The organism is Rahnella sp. ChDrAdgB13 (genome assembly GCF_017655185.1).
In the GTDB taxonomy this organism is placed as follows: domain Bacteria; phylum Pseudomonadota; class Gammaproteobacteria; order Enterobacterales; family Enterobacteriaceae; genus Rahnella; species Rahnella contaminans.
In genome coordinates, this window is the sequence record NZ_JAEMGT010000040.1 from 1 (window position 1) to 17136 (window position 17136).

Genomic DNA, 17136 nt, shown 5'->3' on the forward strand with positions numbered 1-17136 from the left:
TGTACGGATTACCTGAGGAAGTCGGCGACGAGGGGAGCTTTTATCTAAATCCGATTTATTCAACAAAGCCAAGCCCAAACTGCATTGTGGGACAAATGGCTGCAACCCATCAGCAGCACCTTGCCCGTGGGTGAAGACCCCGGGTATGACGACGATTTTCAGCGCATGCGTGAAGAGGTCAACAAAATCTCAGGCGCTGATACCGAGCTTATTTGTCAGCTGGCTGAAAAATTACTGACCACAGTTTGCAAAGATGTGCGGGTGGCCACCTATTATCTCTGGGCACGGTTACATCGCGACGGCGAATCAGGTCTGGCCGAAGGGCTGGAGCTGCTCAGTGGACTGATTGCCCGCTATGGCGACCGGCTGCTGCCATCGCGAAAAAATAGCCGACTGGTCGCGATGGAATGGTTATCTGGCAGTAAAGTGCTGGACAGCCTGTCGCTTTATCCTGAGGTTGATAAGCCTGAGTTTGAACGCATACTCGCCTCGCTGGCTCTTTTTGAAGATTCAATTCCCACATGGGAGCCCGAAAACCGACCGCAACTCAGCGGCTTATATGACGCTCTCGGCGCACGTCTTGCACAGTCCGGCGGCTTCGATGCGGTTGTTCCACAAAACAGCGGAGGCCAGGCATCCGCCGAATCCCGTTCCACATCACAGGAAATGCCAGCACTACGTACCATTCAGTCTGGTCGTGAGTTGCTCGATCAGGCGAAAGCTCTCGCGCAATATCTGCGCGATCAGCCACAGGGCTGGCTTTCAGGGCATCGTCTGATGACTACTGTGCGATGGGACACCGTCGATCAACTCCCTCCGCTTGACGCCAAAGGGTGTACCCGACTCGTGCCCCCGCGAGCTGAGTACCGCGCACATCTCAAACGCCTGTTTTTGCAGCAAAGCTGGAGCGAGATACTGGAGAACGCCGACCGGATGTTTAGCGAAGGCGTCAACCATTTCTGGCTGGATTTGCAGTGGTATTTGTATCAGGCGCTGAGTAAATCAGGACCACCTTATGACGGCTGGGCGGAGTTCATCAAACAAGATTTGCGGTTGTTGCTGATTCGTCTTCCAGGGCTTGAAACTCTGGCTTATAGCGATGGCACTCCGTTCGCTGATGAGGTTACCGCAGGCTGGATATCCGGCGAAATACAGGGTAATAGCGTGCTCTGGCAATCAGAGCAAAATGCGGCGCCAGTTAACGGTGATGACGATGTCCTCCAGCTGGAAGCTGAAGCGCTCGCACAGGCAGACAGTGACGGTATCGAGTCCGCACTCAACTGGCTACAAACCCGTCCGGGCATGAATACATATCGCCAGCGTTGGCTCATCCGGCTGCTGATGGCCCGTATTGCTGAGCAATATGGCAAAAATGAGATGGCACTTCATTTGCTCAGCGAACTGGAAACAACGGGCAACAGTCTGACGCTGGCCCGATGGGAACCGGCATTTATGTTTGAAGTGAAAGCCCGTCGCCTTAAATTACTGCGTATGAAAGTTCAACGCGGTGATACCAACAAAACATTAATTTCGCAGGAAATGGACACGCTGCTGGCCGGGCTTTTTGCGATTGATCCCGCACGTGCAGCCGTGCTTTGCGCTTAAAAGGAATGCAAACGGATGAACTCCCCATCCCCTTCTCTCTATGAAATTCTCACCGGCAACTTCACCGGTGATCTCGATCGTCAAAGCATCAGCGAAGCCAATCAGGTCATTCTGTCCGTACTCGACAACATGCAGCGGGTCCTTAACTGCCGCGCAGGAACGATTTCGCATCTGCCGGATTATGGCCTGCCGGACATGAGCAAAATCTTGCAGGGGATGCCCGGCACTGCGCACTCCCTGCTGACCACGCTCTCCGCCACGCTGCTGAAATACGAGCCGCGGATCCGAAAGCTGAACGTGATTTTACTGCCGCAATCCACGCCGGGGCATCTTGAATACGCCATCGACGCGGAGCTGAAAGAGCTCGGTCTGGTACGGTTCGGGACGGAATTTATGCCGGAAGGCCGCGTGCTGATGCGCCATATGAAACAGCAGAATTATGTTTGATGGCCGTCTGCCATTGGCGATAACAGAGGAAGAATGTCAGCTAAAGAACGTTTTTTGAAAAAGCTACAGGACAAACAACCGGGTCGTACCGTGTTTGAAAATAAAGGTCAGGCTGATATCGCTGAGTTTCAGCAACAGATGAGTCAGCTTCAGGAGAACGTGGAAACATGGCTGGCCGGTACCGGCATCCGGACGGAAAGCACCTCCGTTTCCTTGGTTGAATTTCTGATAGGCGGAAGGGCATTCAACATTCCCGGCATCCACCTGCGTTATGAAAACAGGATGGTGAAATTCACGCCTGCCTTTTTATACGGTCAGGGCGTGACGGGCTGCGTGGAAGTCAGTCTCTGCGCTGAGGGCGCTCCTGTCCCTCTTTGCCGTATATTCATGCGTTCCGCAGAGCACAATCACTGGACATGGCGTCCGGCGGGCAGGTCCACGCAGCCCGGCGAAACGTTCAGCGAAGAGATCTTTTTCAACATGATTGAAGGTTTATTGTCCTGACCTTTAACCCTGCCGCCTGAATTTTTTAATGCACTGGCCTTCGGGAATACCTGAAGGTCTTGTGCTGATCCGCTATGTGAAAGAGCAGAATTACGTCAGTTAAGGAAAACAACCATGTCTATTGAACGCCAGCTGCGCACCGGGGGCGACCCGCGTGCGCTGGCTGATTATGCCGTTTTACGCGAAGAACTGAGTAAACTGACACACCCGGCGCGTCCGGATGTGAACTGGAAAAAAGTGGAACAGCTGTGTCTGAGCCTGTTCCAGCAAAACGGCATCGAGCTGCAAACTGCATCGTGGTACACGCAGGCGCGGGCGCAACTCGTCGGGTTGTCCGGGCTGAATGAAGGGCTGGCGATACTCGAGGCGCTGATCTCCCGCCAGTGGCCGGGCCTATGGCCGCAGCCGGTTCATGCACGGATGGAAATTCTGACCGGGCTGAGCCAGCGCTTGCAACAATCCCTTCGGGGAATGACGCTGGAATACCGCGACCTGCCGCAAATTTATGAGGCGGAAAAACTCATCAATGCACTGTGTGACGTATTGCAACGTCTTGAACTCAAACACGCCAGCCAGCTTGCCGTGCTGAGCACCTATATGCAGGGTGCCGCGATGCGCCTCGAAAACATGCACGCCTCGACAGACTCTGCTGTTGTGCTGCCCGCTTCCGCCGAAGAAGTTGAAAGAACATGGGAGACCCAGGCCAGCGAACCCTGGGTTTATGTTGCTCAGGCAGAACCCGAGCTTCCGCAGGTGGTGATTGCGCCCGCTCCGGCGGCAAAGCGTCCGTTACAGTGGAAAGGATTTGTGGCGGGAATTGTGGTCACCGTACTGGTTGGCAGCGGCGTGGTGGCAGGCGTGAACGCGTTTTATCATCCATCTGCCAGCGAGCGGCTGATAGCGTCAATGACGAAGACGCCAAAACCTCTGAGCGCTACGGAACTGCAAGCCCTGAAAAATCGCGAGGCAGAATCACTGAACCGCGAGGCGCCAGAGATCATTGCCACCACCCGTCAGCAAACCCGCCATCTGGCCGCACTTTCGCCGCGCTGGGCGCAGGACACCGGTTCGCAGCTGATTCAGCAAACCCGGTTCCTCTGGCCTGACAATCCAGAGACGCAAAAGCTGACGCAGGAATGGAACGAGCAGCTGACCGCCAATGCTATGCCGCTGGAAAACCTTAACGGCTGGCATTCGGCCAACGCGCAGTTGCAGCAACTGGCAGATAAGCTTAACGGGCTGGATGAACAGCGCGGCAAATATATGACCGTCTCGCAGCTCAAATCGTCGGTTTTTGCCATTCAGCAGGCGCTGAACAGCGCTACGCCGGTCGAAGAATCGTTGCGTAAATTAGCCGACGCCAGACAGCAGAAAGATGCCATATCTCCTCAGCTGCTAATGCAACTGGATAATCAGTTCACACAGCTTCTGAACCGGTATGCACTGCTGGAACCCGCCGCTGCGGTGCCTGAAACACAACAACGATGATTTATACGCCGTCGGCCAACCCCGCTGCGCTGACGGCGTGTCCTTCGTGATACGTAAATGTAAACAAATACTACAACCATTACCTGTTTTGGCGTCATTTCGACCAAAACCGATGACATAAATTTACATTGCATTAAAATCAGAATGCGCCGATGCCCCTGGAGATTTAACTTTTTAGTTACCAATATGGCACACAACAAGTCATTACTGGACGCAGGGTAATTACATTCAGAAAACATCAAAACTCTTTGATCCAGATCAATGCAACATCATGTCCGCGTACTTTTCAGGGTTACTCTTCCCTCGGGCGCTTCGGGCTGAAATTAGTTTCCCTCCCCGCTCCTATTCCCCTGCCGCAAAAGTGTTTCAGCCGGTAATTTCCCCACGAAACCGTCCCTGTTAATGCCTTCTCCCGTTGTGGTTAAATCTATTCCTCGCGAAACCCCAGCTGTACTACCCTTTCATTAAAGACTTCACCTGCGAATGTCCGACATCGCCGGTTCCCGTACCGGTGCCAGCGTCTGGAAGGGTTATCTGACACACAAAAGAGGTTGTTATGTTTGGTCTTGATGCGCTAGAACTGGCCCGGATCCAGTTTGCCTTCACCGTCTCTTTTCACATCATTTTTCCCGCAATCACCATCGGGCTGGCCAGTTTTCTGGCGGTACTGGAAGGCATGTGGCTAAAAACAAAAAAAGAGGCCTACCGCGACCTGTATCATTTCTGGTCGAAAATTTTTGCCGTTAACTTCGGTATGGGCGTGGTCTCCGGTCTGGTGATGGCGTACCAGTTCGGCACCAACTGGAGCATGTTCTCCTCGTTCGCCGGGAGCATTACCGGCCCGTTGCTGACCTATGAAGTGTTAACCGCGTTCTTCCTTGAAGCCGGTTTCCTCGGCGTGATGTTGTTCGGCTGGAACCGCGTCGGCCCCGGTCTGCACTTCTTCTCCACCTGCATGGTGGCGCTCGGTACGCTGATGTCCACCTTCTGGATCCTCGCGTCCAACAGCTGGATGCAGACGCCGCAGGGCTACGAGATTGTTAACAATCTGGTCGTGCCGGTCAGCTGGATGAAAATCATCTTCAACCCGTCTTTCCCGTTCCGTCTGATGCATATGACCACCGCCGCCTTCCTGGCGTCTGCGTTCTTCGTCGGTTCTGCGGCGGCCTGGCATTTACTGCGTGGGCGTGATACCCCGGCAATCCGCACCATGCTGTCGATGGCGATGTGGATGGCGCTGATTGTCTCCCCGATTCAGGCATTTTTGGGTGACGCCCACGGCCTGAACACCCTGAAATATCAGCCGGCTAAAATCGCGGCCATCGAAGGCCACTGGGAAAATAAAGACAATAAACCCTCCCCGCTGGTGCTGATCGGTTACCCGGATATGAACCGCGAAGAAACCCGTTACGCGATTGAAATCCCGTATCTCGGCAGCCTGATCCTGACGCACAGCCTGACGCATCAGATCCCGGCGCTGAAGTCTTTCCCGAAAGAAGATCGTCCGAACTCGTCCGTCATTTTCTACACCTTCCGCATCATGGCCGGTCTGGGCATGCTGATGATTTTGCTGGGTGTGCTGAGCCTTATCCTGCGTCGTGGCGGCAAAATGTATACCTCTAAAGCGTTCCTGCGCTTTGCCTTCCTGATGGGGCCTTCCGGTCTGCTGGCACTACTGGCGGGCTGGATCACCACCGAAATGGGGCGTCAGCCCTGGGTCGTTTACGGCCTGCTGCGCACCAAAGACGCGGTATCGAACCATAACGTGTTGCAGATGAGCGTCAGCCTGATCCTGTTCATCGTCATTTACTGCTCGGTGTTTGGCGTGGGTTACGGCTACATGATGCGTCTGATCCGCAAAGGTCCGCAGGCGCATGAAGGTGAAAGCGTTGACCACGGTGGTCCGGGCCAGCACCGCACGCCTGCGCGTCCGCTGTCTGCTATTTCGGAATCACTGTCCGACGACTCTAAGGGAGCTTGATAATGGGTATCGACTTACCGCTGATCTGGTTTTTGATCATCATCTTCGGCGTGATGATGTATGTGGTGATGGACGGCTTCGACCTGGGCATCGGTCTGCTGTTCCCTCTGGTGAAAAAAGAGCACGACCGCGACGTGATGATGAACACCGTTGCGCCGGTCTGGGACGGCAACGAAACCTGGCTGGTGCTGGGCGGTGCGGCGTTGTACGGCGCATTCCCGCTGGCGTATTCGGTGATTCTTGATGCGCTGTCCATCCCGCTGACCCTGATGTTGTTCGGTCTGATTTTCCGCGGCGTGGCGTTTGAATTTCGTTTCAAAGCCAGCCCGGCCAAACGACATGTGTGGGATAAATCCTTCATCTGGGGATCGGTTATCGCGACCTTCTGTCAGGGCGTGGTATTGGGCGCCGTCATCAATGGTATTCCTGTGGTTAACCGCACGTATGCCGGTGGGGCGCTGGACTGGCTCACGCCGTTCACCCTGTTCTGCGGGTTCGCGCTGGTCGTGGCGTATGCCCTGCTCGGCTGCACCTGGCTCATCATGAAAACCGAAGGCGAATTGCAGGTAGCGATGCACAAAATCGCTAAACCTCTGCTGGTGGTTTTCCTGCTGGTGACGCTGGCAGTCAGTCTGTGGACACCGCTGACGCACAGTGATATCGCCACCCGCTGGTTCACTCGCCCTAACCTTTACTGGTTCCTGCCGGTACCGGTTCTGGTGGTATTAGTCTCTGCGTGGATGTTCCGTGCCATCAGCAAAAACGCGCATCACGCGCCCTTCCTGCTGACGCTGGCGCTGGTATTCCTGGGCTATACCGGTCTGGGGATCAGCATCTGGCCGAACATCATTCCGCCGTCCATTTCTATCTGGGAAGCGGCGTCACCGCCACAAAGCCAGGGCTTCATTCTGGTGGGCGCGCTGTTCATCATCCCGATCATTCTGGTGTACACCTTCTGGAGCTACTACGTGTTCCGCGGAAAAGTGACGCCGGATCAGGGTTATCACTGAGGAATTTCGTATGAATCTCATCAGAAAAATGGATGACAACAACATCACCAAAGCCCCGTTCTTAAAACGCGTTGGCTGGATGGCCGTCATCTGGGGTGGAAGTGTGTTAGCGCTGTTTGTCGTCGCGACAGTATTTCATCTGCTGATGTTTGCAGCGGGAATGCGGGAGCACTGATGCAGAGGGCCGCTGCATTCGTGGCGGCCTTTTATTTATTTCTTCAACACCAGTTCCACGAAATCACAGATATCTTCCATGGCTTCCTGCCTGACCTCCGCTGAGGGCATGACGATCAGCTGATCGGCGTAACCATTGAGCATCGCGGAAAGCTGGCGGGTGACGCGTGCGGCGTTGGTGGATCGAAATATCCCCGCTTCAGTACCTGCGCTGATGATTTCAGCCAGCAAATCCAGCCATTTCCTCACCATCAGTTGCGCCAGTGCGGCGTAAGCCTCGTTGTGCGCCGCCAGTTGCCACAGCGAACCGTAAAGTCGCCAGATGTCACCCTGCGTATCCGGCAGATAACTGTTTACCAGCGTGTGGAGTTTTTCCTGCGGCGGCAGCGCCACGATTTCTGCGGTGAACTCCTTGAGTTCCGCCAGCATTACCTCCGTCAGCGCTTCGATACACAGCGTCTGCCAGTCGGGAAAGTAGTGATAAATATGACTGCGCGAGATCCCGACGTATTCCGTCAGTTCGCGCGTCGTCACTTTCTCAATCCCCTTTTCGATAAAGAGGCTGATTGCACCATCAAGGATTTTCGCCCTCAACGCTTCCCGATTTTCTTTCATCATCAATCCTGTGCTGGCATTGAGCAACCGCTCAGGCCGCAGTTTATCAGGAAGACTGGCGCACGCCCACCGGCTTACGCAGGACGATTTTCAGCACCACCACGGTGGCGATCACCAGCGTGGCGGCAGAAATCAGGACCGCCAGAAACGCCTGATCAAACGCCGTACGCGCCAGCTCGCTGATTAACGTCGCATGCTCCGGGCTGAGATGGCTGGCGATATTCAGCGCCTCATCGAGGCTGTCATACGCGCCGTCGCCGGTCACAATACCGGCCGGCAGCGTGAGGCTGCGGCTGTAAACTGCCGTCATCAGGCCACCCAGCACGCCGCCCATTTCCCATGACACGTCTTCGATCGCCGCGACCATCCCGGCTTTCTCTTCCGGGGCGTTCAGCATGATGGAGGTCGAGGCCGCCGTCACCGCGCCGCCGAGGCCGAAACCTAAAATAAACAGGCTGGCGAGCTGCATCGCGGTGCCGCCTTCAAACAGCAGCGCGTGGCTGACAATTCCCGCGGCGGAAAGCGCGAAACCCCCGAGCATGATTTTGCGGACGCCGTATTTTGGCATCAGCATTCCGGCCAGCGGCGATGCCAGCGCGGAGGCTACCGGAATAGGCAGAATAAACATCGCGGCCATAAATGGCGTCAGCCCGAGCACCAGTTGCAACCGCTGGCTCAGTACCAGTTCGATGCCGATCAGCGCAATCATCGAGGTGATCGCCACGCCCACGCCGCAGGCAAAAGCGCGGTTGCGAAACAGCGAAAAATCGATCATCGGCTGCACGGCGCGTTTTTGCCTTCTGGCGAACAGCCCCAGAAACAGTACGCCTGCAAAGGCCGGGAACAACACGCCAGTCCATGAAGAGTTCATATTGCTCAGCTCTTTCAGCGCATAAATCACGCCGACCAGCCCGAGCATCACCATCGCCGATCCGGTGAAATCACACGGACGTTCCGGGTTGCCTTTGCCGCGCGGGATCAACGCCAGCGCACAAGGGAATACGGCCACCACAATCGGCACGTTGATCAGGAACACCGAGCCCCACCAGAAATATTCCAGCAACACGCCGCCAATCACCGGCCCGAGCGCCGCCGCGCCTGATGCCACCGCCGACCAGATACCAATCGCCAGCGCACGTTCGCGTTCATTGGTAAACACATGGCGCACAATCGCCAGCGTCGCGGGCATCATCATGGCCGCGCCAATCGCCAGAAACACGCGGGATGCGATCAGCCATTCCGCGGACGGCGCAAAAGCCGCGCACAGCGACGCCAGCGCAAACACCGGCAGGCCGCTCATAAACAGATTTTTATGCCCGAGACGGTCACTCAGCATACCCGCGCCGGGAAGCAGCCCGGCGACGACCAGCGGATACGCATTCACGATCCATAATTTTTCGGATGACGACGCCCCCAGCGCCAGCGTCAGACGCGGCAGCGCCGTGTAAAGCACCGTCATATCAATGATGATCAGGAAAAGGGTACTGGTGACAATGGCGAGGATCAGCCAGCGGTTTTGGACGAACATATACAGCCTCAGAAAGTTTTTGAGCACTTGCTCAAGCGCGAAAGGTACTTGAGCGGGCGCTCAAAATCAAGCGAAGCCAGCGTAATGGTTGAGGATCGGTTGACACACCGGCGGGCAGAAACGCAGAACTCAGCGGCAAGAAAAAGCCCACCGGAAGGTGGGCAAAAGGGGTAAACAGACTTTTATCTCAGTTTTCTTATTATTTCCCCGGTGAGGCGAAATTACTCTTTAACAGTGTCTTCCAGCGTGAAACGGCCCAGCGGGTTCTGATGGAAGTCTTTGATATTTTTACGTGTCACGTTGCGGTACGGGCTGTAATACAAATCTATCCAGTTCACGTCCGCTTTAGCCATTTTCTGTAAATCGATATACATCTGCTGGCGTTTTGCCGGATCCATTTCCACACGGGCGGCAGCCACCAGCGCTTTCACTTTATCGTTGTGATAACGCGTCATGTAGTTGTTGTTGGAATCATGTCCCAGCACAAACGTGGTTTTCTGATCGGGATCGAGGATGTCATTCGTCCAGTACATCACCGAAATATCGTAATCACCCGCGACTAACATGTCCCAGCTCTGGCTCGGATCCACTTTTTGCAGACTGGCCGTAATGCCCGCTTTTGCCAGCTGTTGTTGCAGCAAAACGGCGATTTGCTCGTCCACTTCATCCCCGGCGTTCACCAGATATTTCAGCGTCAGGTTTTTCACGCCTGCCGCCGCCAGCAGCTGTTTGGCTTTCCCGGGATCATAAGGACGTTGTAAGTTACCGGCGTAGTGATACAACGCGCCGTCAGGAATATAGGAATTGGCGATTTTGCCGTAGCCGAACGTCACGGTGTCGATAATCGACTTTTTATCGATGGCGAAATCGAGCGCCTGCCGGACTTCAACTTTGCCCAGATCGCCGTGTGAATGGTTAATCAGCAGATGATCTTCTCGCGTTGAAGTGTCCAGTTCGACGGCCAGTTTCGGGTCTTTCTGCAACGAGGAAATGCGTGAGAACGGAATCGACAGCGCCGCATCGATTTCGCCCGCCTGCACTTTGAGCATGCGGGTATTGTCGTCAGGCAGCGTCAGCCACTCGACGCCATCCAGTTTTACCTTCGCGGCATCCCAGTAATACGGGTTTTTCACCAGCTCGACTTTCTCGCCACGCGTCCACGCTTTCACGCTGAATGCGCCCGAACCCACCGGATGTTCGGCAAAATCATCCGCGCCCTGTTTGGTCAGCGCCGCCTGTGAAATCACCGACGCATTGGGCAGCGCCAGCTGGGAAAGAAACGCCGCCGACGGCGTTTTCAGCGTGATGACCAGCGTGTGCGCATCGTCCGCTTTCAGCGTATCAATAATGCTGTACGAATCTTTCCACAGTGAACCGGCGTCATCGCGGATACGCGTCAGGCTGAACACCGCATCCGAAGCCGTGACCGGCGTGCCGTCTGAGAATTTTGCCTCGCGCATTTTCAGCGTATACGTTTTGCCGTCCGGCGAAATCGTCCAGCTTTCCGCCAGCCCCGGCAGCAGTTTGGTGCCGGTATTGTCCACGCGAACCAGCGGATCAAACACGTTCGAGAACACCCAGTTATCGGCGTTTTGCGCCGATTTGATCGGGTCAAACGTCGTGCTGTCCTCACGACGTCCGATGGTCAGAACCCCGGCCGCCTGCGCCATTTCGCTGACCAGGCTCAACGCCAGCAGCACCCCGGCGGCCACAACGTTAAAATGCTTTTGCTTCATGTCACATTCCTTCAGTCATCGGAAAAATCCTTTCGCTACCGGGCGCATCAAGCACACAGGCGAAAGCATGATCGGCAATATGCCGGGTTTCGGGTGCCGCGCCCTGCCTGCACGCAGGAAGCGCACGGGCACAGCGTGGATGAAAAGCGCAGCCCGCAGGCAGCGAAACCGGGCTGGGCGGCTCGCCCTGTAACGAGTTCTCCGGCAGCGGGCGGTCGGGGTCAATCTCGGGGATAGCCGCCACCAGCGCGGCGGTGTAAGGATGGCGCGGCGTATTAAACACCGTTTGCGTCGGGCCGCTTTCAACAATCCGCCCCAGATACATCACTGCCACGCGGTCGCAGAGACGCCGCACAATCGCCAGATCATGCGCGATAAACAAAATTGCCAGCCCCATGCTCTCGCGCAGATCCATCAGCAAGTTGATGATTTGGGCCTGAATCGACACGTCGAGCGCCGCGACGCATTCATCGGCGACAATCAGCCGTGGCTCAATCGCCAGCGCGCGGGCGATTCCGGCGCGCTGACACTGCCCGCCACTCAGCGCCTGGGGTCTCCGCGACGCATGATCAGCGCTCAGGCCGACCAGCGTCAGCAGCTCGTTAATCCGCGCCGGGATCGCTGCTTTCGCGACTTTCTGATGTACACGCAGCACTTCGCCAATGCTCTCGCCCAGCGTCTGACGCGGGTTCAGTGAGGAAAACGGATCCTGAAAAATCATTGCCGTTTGCTGACGAAGCCGGGCAATATCCGGTTTCACGCCGCCGGTGATCAGCTGCCCGTTAAAGCGCACACGCCCTGCACTGGCGTTTTCCAGCTGCAACATCGCGCGCCCCAGTGTGCTTTTTCCGCTGCCCGATTCGCCCACCAGCCCCAGCGTTTCTCCGGCATTGATGTACATCGACACACCATTCACCGCCTGCACGACGCGCTTTTTACGCCCCAGCCCGCCGGATACCGGAAACGTCACCGACAAATCTTCGGCTTCCAGCAGCGGGTAAGGCCGCACATCCGGCGCAGCCGTCCGGTCAGAAAGTGGATTCATTTTCCCTCCCGGATATCACCGGACTGAGAACCCGCAAAGGGTGATGGCAGGCGGCAACGTGGCTGCGGGCAAACTCAGCGGTCTGCATCGCGGGCTGAAGGTCATGGCACTGCGCCGTGGCGTGTGTACAACGCGGATGAAAACGGCAGCCGGTCGGGAAACGCGCCGCAACCGGTGGCTGGCCGGGCAACGTGATCAGCCGCCCCGCCCCGCCTTCGCTGGCGGGCTGACAGTCAATCAGGCCGCGGGTATAAGGATGCAGCGCCTGCGCCAGTACCTGACGTTTTTCGCCGGTTTCACACAAGCGCCCGCCGTACATCACCGCGATGCGGTCGCAGGTTTGTGCTACCACGCCGAGATCGTGAGTAATGAGAATAATGGCGATACCCAGCCGCTCGCGCAGATCGCAAAGCAGCCGTAAAATCTGCATCTGCACGGTGACGTCCAGCGCCGTAGTCGGTTCGTCGGCAATCAGAATTTTGGGCTCGCAGGCCAGCGCCACGGCTATCATTGCGCGCTGACGCATACCACCGGAAAACTCATGCGGATAGTTGTCCACGCGACGCTGCGGATCGGGAATGCCCACCTGCCGCAGCCACTCCACGGCCTGACGCTGTGCCTCGCGGCGGCTCGCCCCAAAATGCAGGCGGCGGCTTTCTGCAATCTGCTGCCCGATGGTCATCACCGGGTTCAGATGGCTGGCCGGGTTCTGGAAAATCATGCCAATTTCCCGCCCGCGAATGGCTGTCATGCGTTTATCATTGAGCGTCAGTAAATCGGTGTCATTCAGGCGGATTTCTCCGGCGCGGATGTTCAAGCCTTCGCCCGGCAGCAGGCGCATCATTGCGCGGCAGCTCAGCGTTTTGCCCGACCCGCTTTCGCCCACCAGCCCGAGGATTTCACCGGCACTGAGCGTGAGGGAAAGCTTATCCACCAGCGCCACGCCCTGCCGGTCTTCAATGGTTAAACCGCGAACTTGCAACAGCGTCATGGGCGCTCCCCCAGTTTGTCACCTAAACCGTCGGCCAGCAGGCTGAAACTCATCGCCAGCACGACAATCGCCAGGCCCGGAAACGTGGTTATCCACCAGGCGGTGGTGATAAAACTTTGCCCTTCGGCGACCATCACGCCCCATTCGGCCAGCGGCGGCTGAACGCCTAAACCGAGGTAACTCACCGATGCACCACTGAGCAACACCAGCACGCAATCGGACATTGAGAACACCAGCGAACTGGTCAGCGCATTGGGTAAAAGATGCAAAAGCAAAATGCGCGGATGGCGGTAACCCAGGCTGCGCGCGGCCAGAATAAAATCCCGGTGTTTAAGCGTCAGCACCTGCGAGCGTACCAGCCGGGCGTAAGACACCCAGCCGACCATCGCCATCGCGATATAAAAACTGCTTAACCCCGGCCCGAGAATGGCGATGATAGAGAGCATCAGCACCAGAAATGGAAACGCCAGCACCACATCGATAACGCGCATGAAAAACGTATCTACCGCGCCGCCAAGATAGCCGGAAAAAGCGCCGATAAGCGTGCCAAAGGTGAACGGAAAAATGACGCCGATAATGCAGATTTGCAGATCAATCCGCGCGCCCCACATCACGCGGGAAAGAATATCGCGGCCAAAATTATCAGTGCCAAACGGATGCGCAAAAGTCGGCGGCGACAGCGTGACGGCAGCGTCCTGCGCAATCGGGTCGAACGGGGCAATCCACGGGGAAAACAGCGCAATCAGCAGCCACGCGCTCAGCATCAGAATACCCAGCCGCAGCGCCTGCTGACGCGGCAACCCGCGCAGATGAAAACGGCCGAACCGCTGCGTGGCTATTTTTTCGGTCATGCTCATAGTTTCACCCTCGGATCTAACGCCACCGTCAGCAAATCAGCCACCAGATTGACGGCCACCGTCGCCAGCGCAAACACCAAAACCACGCCCTGCACCACCATGTAATCGCGGCTGATAATGGCTTTCACCAGCAACTGTCCCATGCCCGGAATAGCAAAAACGCTTTCAATCACCACCGTGCTGCCAATCAGCCAGCCGATATTTACCGCCAGCAGATTGACCGTCGGCACCAGAGAATTGGGCATGACATGCCGCCAGAAAATCCGGTTCTCGTTCTGCCCGCGCGCCCTGGCCGCGGTGACATAATCGTTCTGCAATTCCATCAACAAACTGGCGCGCAGGTTGCGGGTCAGCACCGCCGACAGCGCCAGCGCCACGGTCAGACAAGGCAAAAACAGATGATGTAAACGCTCGCCGAAATCGCTGCCGTAGCCCGAAACCGGAAACCAGCCGAGCGACAGGCTGAACAGCAAAATCATCATGATCGCCAGCCAGAACGCCGGTAATCCGAGGCCAACGGTAGAAAGCAGACGGATCATCTGATCCGCGAGCCGCCCGCGGTTTCGCGCCGCCGTTGCCGCCAGTGGCACCGTAAACAGCATCGCCAGCATCACACTGCCCAGCACCAGATACAGCGTCGGTTCGATGCGCGACATGATCAGTTTCAGCGTATCCACGCGGTAAATCAGCGACTTCCCCATTTCGCCGTGCAACAGGTTGCGTAAGAAGTAGAGATATTGCTGCCAGACCGGCAGATCCAGTCCGTACTGCGCACGAATGCGGGCGATGGCTTCCGGCGTGCTGCGTACGCCCAGCAGGATCCTCGCCGGATCGCCGGGAATGGCGCGCACCATGACAAACGTCAGAATGCTGATCCCCAGCAAAACCGGCAGCAGTTGCAGCGGGCGCCAGAGCAAAAATCGGTAACGGTGCATGGCAATCCTCTTAATGACTGTTTTTGGTGCAGAGCAGGCGTCATTTCCCCTGTAGCTCTACGTTAGCCGCAGCAAAACCTCACCGGTAGTTAGCAAAAATACTAGGTTTATCCCGTCGGCGATTTGGCATTGCGATTGCATAACTTTTTCTTAACAACCGGTCAGCAGCAAAATCGGTGCCCGATCAGCACATTCGTGGCGGAAAGAGGAACTTGCGGAGATGAATTTATGAAACTCGCGGTGAAAGAAAGTGCCGCGCCGTTGCGGGAAACCACCGTGGATGGCGCGTTTAACCACCTCTTTGCGCAGACGTCGCGTTTGGGGTTCGATGCCCTGATCTACGATTACACGCCGGTGCCGCGCTCGCTGGAAGGCGAGCTGATCACGCCCTCTTTGCTGCGGATGTGTAACGTGCCGGGTGACATGCAGAAATTGTGGCTGGAAAGTGGCTATTATCAGGTCGATCCGGTGCAGCATTACGCGCTGGAAAGTTGCGCGCCGTTTGTGTGGTCCTATCAGCGGCCAGACAACACGTCCCTGCAAAACCGCCTGAGCGATCTCAACAAACCGGTCACGCATTACATGTGTGATAACAATATGCCGTGCGGCGCGACCGTACCCCTGCATTTGCCGAACGGCGGGTTTGTCACCGTGACCGGCATACACACAGGCGCGGGGCATGAACTGGATATTCAGGATGTGCTGGCGGAGCTGAGCCTGCTGGCGCTGACGTTTCAGGAGTGCGTCTTTCCGCTGTTCGACGCCAGCGTGCTGACCTGCAAACATGTGCGGCTGAGCAAGCGCGAGCGCGAATGTCTGGCGTGGGCGGCGGAAGGGCTAACGGCCAAGGAAATCGCCCGCAAACTCAGCCGCTCGGTGGCCACCGTAACACTGCATCTCAACACTGCCGGTCGTAAACTGGGGGCCAGCAACCGCGTCCAGGCGGTGGTTCGCGCGCTGCATTATCGCCTGCTGGACAGCTGACCGCCCAATTTCCTATCTTTTTTACTAGCTGTTCAGCACCGCCCCGATGTTTACCCTGAGAAGATTATTCACCGACAGGGGAAACAAAATGGTCAAGATCACTGAAGGCTACGCGCCGTTTCAGGAATACCAGACCTGGTACCGCATCAGCGGCGATCTCAGTCGCGGCAAGACTCCGCTGGTGATCGCCCACGGCGGACCGGGCTGCACGCACGATTACGTCGACGCCTTTCGCGACATCGCCCGCACGGGTCGCGCGGTCATTCATTACGATCAGATCGGCAATGGCCGTTCGACGCATCTTCCCGATAAACCGGCCGGTTTCTGGCAACCATCGCTGTTTCTGGCTGAGCTGGATAATCTCCTGCGCAATCTCGGCATCGAAGAAAACTACGCCCTCCTCGGGCAATCCTGGGGCGGAATGTTAGGTGCCGAACACGCCGTCACGCAGCCGGCCGGCCTGAAGGCACTGATCATCGCCAACTCACCCGCCTCGATGGAATTATGGCTGCAAGCCGCCGCCCGCCTGCGCAGCGAACTACCTGACGGTGTGCAGGAAACCCTGCTCGCCCACGAACAGGCCGGAACGATCGACAGCGAAGAATACAAAGCCGCCTCGCAGGTTTTCTACACGCGCCACGTTTGCCGTCTCGACCCGTGGCCGGAAGAGGTTAAACGCACCTTCTCCGCGATGGACGCCGATCCGACGGTTTATCACGCCATGAACGGCCCGACCGAATTTCACGTCATCGGCAGCATGAAAGACTGGACGATCATCGACCGTCTGCCGGCGATCAACGTACCGGTCTTGCTGATTTCCGGCCGCTACGACGAAGCCGCCCCCGAAGTGGTTCAGCCCTTTGCCGACGGGATAAAAGACGTCCGGTGGGTGATTTTTGAGAATTCGAGCCACATGCCGCATGTGGAAGAACGGGGAGCGTGCATGGAATGCATTCAGGAGTTTCTGGATTTGCAGGAGGCAGCTGCAAAGGGCTGCCTTTAAAGGCGGTCTGGTGTAAGTTTCGGTGATCGCTCAAGGTCAAGACCTTGGGCTCGCCGCCCAAACTGGCCCAAAGGGCGCGTTAACGCGCGCGCCCTCTGGACATCCGCGCTTTTTAACTGCGCGCTGCCGCTAGTAAAGTATGTTTCAGCAACTCCGGCTATTGCCGCAAACGCCGCCGCTGCGCGGTTCTCTCGCCTCGGGTTCGAACCTGCTCGAAAAAAGACTCTCGCTGT

General features: G+C 56.8%; 16 protein-coding genes. 9 read left to right on the forward strand and 7 right to left on the reverse strand.

The window, feature by feature from the left end:
• Positions 1-48: 48 nt before the first annotated feature.
• From tssA to J8X26_RS13205, 7 genes are all read left to right on the forward strand, one after another.
• Positions 49-1605 (forward strand): type VI secretion system protein TssA, encoded by a 1557-nt coding sequence (gene tssA / locus J8X26_RS13175; RefSeq protein ID WP_208951095.1) that lies wholly within the window; start codon positions 49-51, stop codon positions 1603-1605.
• 15 nt (positions 1606-1620) lie between these two features.
• Positions 1621-2052 (forward strand): type VI secretion system baseplate subunit TssE, encoded by a 432-nt coding sequence (gene tssE / locus J8X26_RS13180; protein ID WP_152326798.1) that lies wholly within the window; start codon positions 1621-1623, stop codon positions 2050-2052.
• 33 nt (positions 2053-2085) lie between these two features.
• Positions 2086-2556, forward strand: a complete 471-nt coding sequence (locus tag J8X26_RS13185) for a hypothetical protein (protein WP_208951088.1) — start codon at positions 2086-2088, stop codon at positions 2554-2556.
• 114 nt (positions 2557-2670) lie between these two features.
• A complete protein-coding gene (locus J8X26_RS13190) occupies positions 2671-4044 on the forward strand; it encodes a VasL domain-containing protein (protein ID WP_208951089.1) in 1374 nt (457 codons plus the stop codon).
• A gap of 556 nt (positions 4045-4600) precedes the next feature.
• Positions 4601-6025, forward strand: a complete 1425-nt coding sequence (locus tag J8X26_RS13195) for a cytochrome ubiquinol oxidase subunit I (RefSeq protein ID WP_152326795.1) — start codon at positions 4601-4603, stop codon at positions 6023-6025.
• A 2-nt stretch (positions 6026-6027) separates the two neighbouring features.
• On the forward strand, positions 6028-7035 hold the full coding sequence (gene cydB, locus J8X26_RS13200) for a cytochrome d ubiquinol oxidase subunit II (protein WP_165059805.1): 1008 nt from the start codon (positions 6028-6030) through the stop codon (positions 7033-7035).
• Between the two features lie 10 nt (positions 7036-7045).
• Positions 7046-7210 (forward strand): DUF2474 domain-containing protein, encoded by a 165-nt coding sequence (locus J8X26_RS13205; RefSeq protein ID WP_152326793.1) that lies wholly within the window; start codon positions 7046-7048, stop codon positions 7208-7210.
• A gap of 35 nt (positions 7211-7245) precedes the next feature.
• On the opposite strand, the gene J8X26_RS13210 is transcribed toward J8X26_RS13205, so the two are convergent.
• The 7 genes from J8X26_RS13210 to J8X26_RS13240 all read right to left on the reverse strand — a co-directional run bounded on the left by J8X26_RS13210 (position 7246) and on the right by J8X26_RS13240 (position 14916).
• Positions 7246-7824, reverse strand: a complete 579-nt coding sequence (locus J8X26_RS13210; protein ID WP_165060528.1) for a TetR/AcrR family transcriptional regulator — start codon at positions 7822-7824, stop codon at positions 7246-7248.
• 46 nt (positions 7825-7870) lie between these two features.
• Positions 7871-9352, reverse strand: a complete 1482-nt coding sequence (locus J8X26_RS13215; RefSeq protein ID WP_208951090.1) for an MFS transporter — start codon at positions 9350-9352, stop codon at positions 7871-7873.
• A gap of 221 nt (positions 9353-9573) precedes the next feature.
• Positions 9574-11088 carry an ABC transporter substrate-binding protein gene (locus J8X26_RS13220; protein ID WP_152326791.1) on the reverse strand — a complete coding sequence of 505 codons (1515 nt, stop codon included), beginning with the start codon at positions 11086-11088 and terminating at the stop codon, positions 9574-9576.
• A 1-nt stretch (position 11089) separates the two neighbouring features.
• Positions 11090-12133 carry an ABC transporter ATP-binding protein gene (locus J8X26_RS13225; RefSeq protein WP_208951091.1) on the reverse strand — a complete coding sequence of 348 codons (1044 nt, stop codon included), beginning with the start codon at positions 12131-12133 and terminating at the stop codon, positions 11090-11092.
• Positions 12117-13124: an ABC transporter ATP-binding protein gene (locus tag J8X26_RS13230; protein ID WP_208951092.1), complete on the reverse strand. Its 1008-nt coding sequence runs from the start codon at positions 13122-13124 to the stop codon at positions 12117-12119. The genes J8X26_RS13225 and J8X26_RS13230 overlap by 17 nt, the downstream gene beginning before the upstream one ends.
• Positions 13121-13981: an ABC transporter permease gene (locus J8X26_RS13235; RefSeq protein ID WP_208951093.1), complete on the reverse strand. Its 861-nt coding sequence runs from the start codon at positions 13979-13981 to the stop codon at positions 13121-13123. The genes J8X26_RS13230 and J8X26_RS13235 overlap by 4 nt, the downstream gene beginning before the upstream one ends.
• Complete coding sequence (locus J8X26_RS13240) at positions 13978-14916, reverse strand: ABC transporter permease (RefSeq protein ID WP_152326787.1); 939 nt, start codon at positions 14914-14916, stop codon at positions 13978-13980. Before J8X26_RS13240 ends, J8X26_RS13235 begins: the two co-directional genes overlap by 4 nt.
• Before the next feature lie 228 nt (positions 14917-15144).
• Here J8X26_RS13240 and J8X26_RS13245 point away from each other — a divergent pair, with 228 nt between their 5' ends.
• Both J8X26_RS13245 and J8X26_RS13250 read left to right on the forward strand, forming a co-directional pair.
• On the forward strand, positions 15145-15900 hold the full coding sequence (locus J8X26_RS13245) for a LuxR family transcriptional regulator (protein WP_152326786.1): 756 nt from the start codon (positions 15145-15147) through the stop codon (positions 15898-15900).
• A gap of 88 nt (positions 15901-15988) precedes the next feature.
• The gene (locus J8X26_RS13250) at positions 15989-16903 is read left to right on the forward strand and encodes a proline iminopeptidase-family hydrolase (protein ID WP_208951094.1); all 915 of its coding nucleotides are present in this window, start codon (positions 15989-15991) and stop codon (positions 16901-16903) included.
• Positions 16904-17136: the final 233 nt, after the last annotated feature.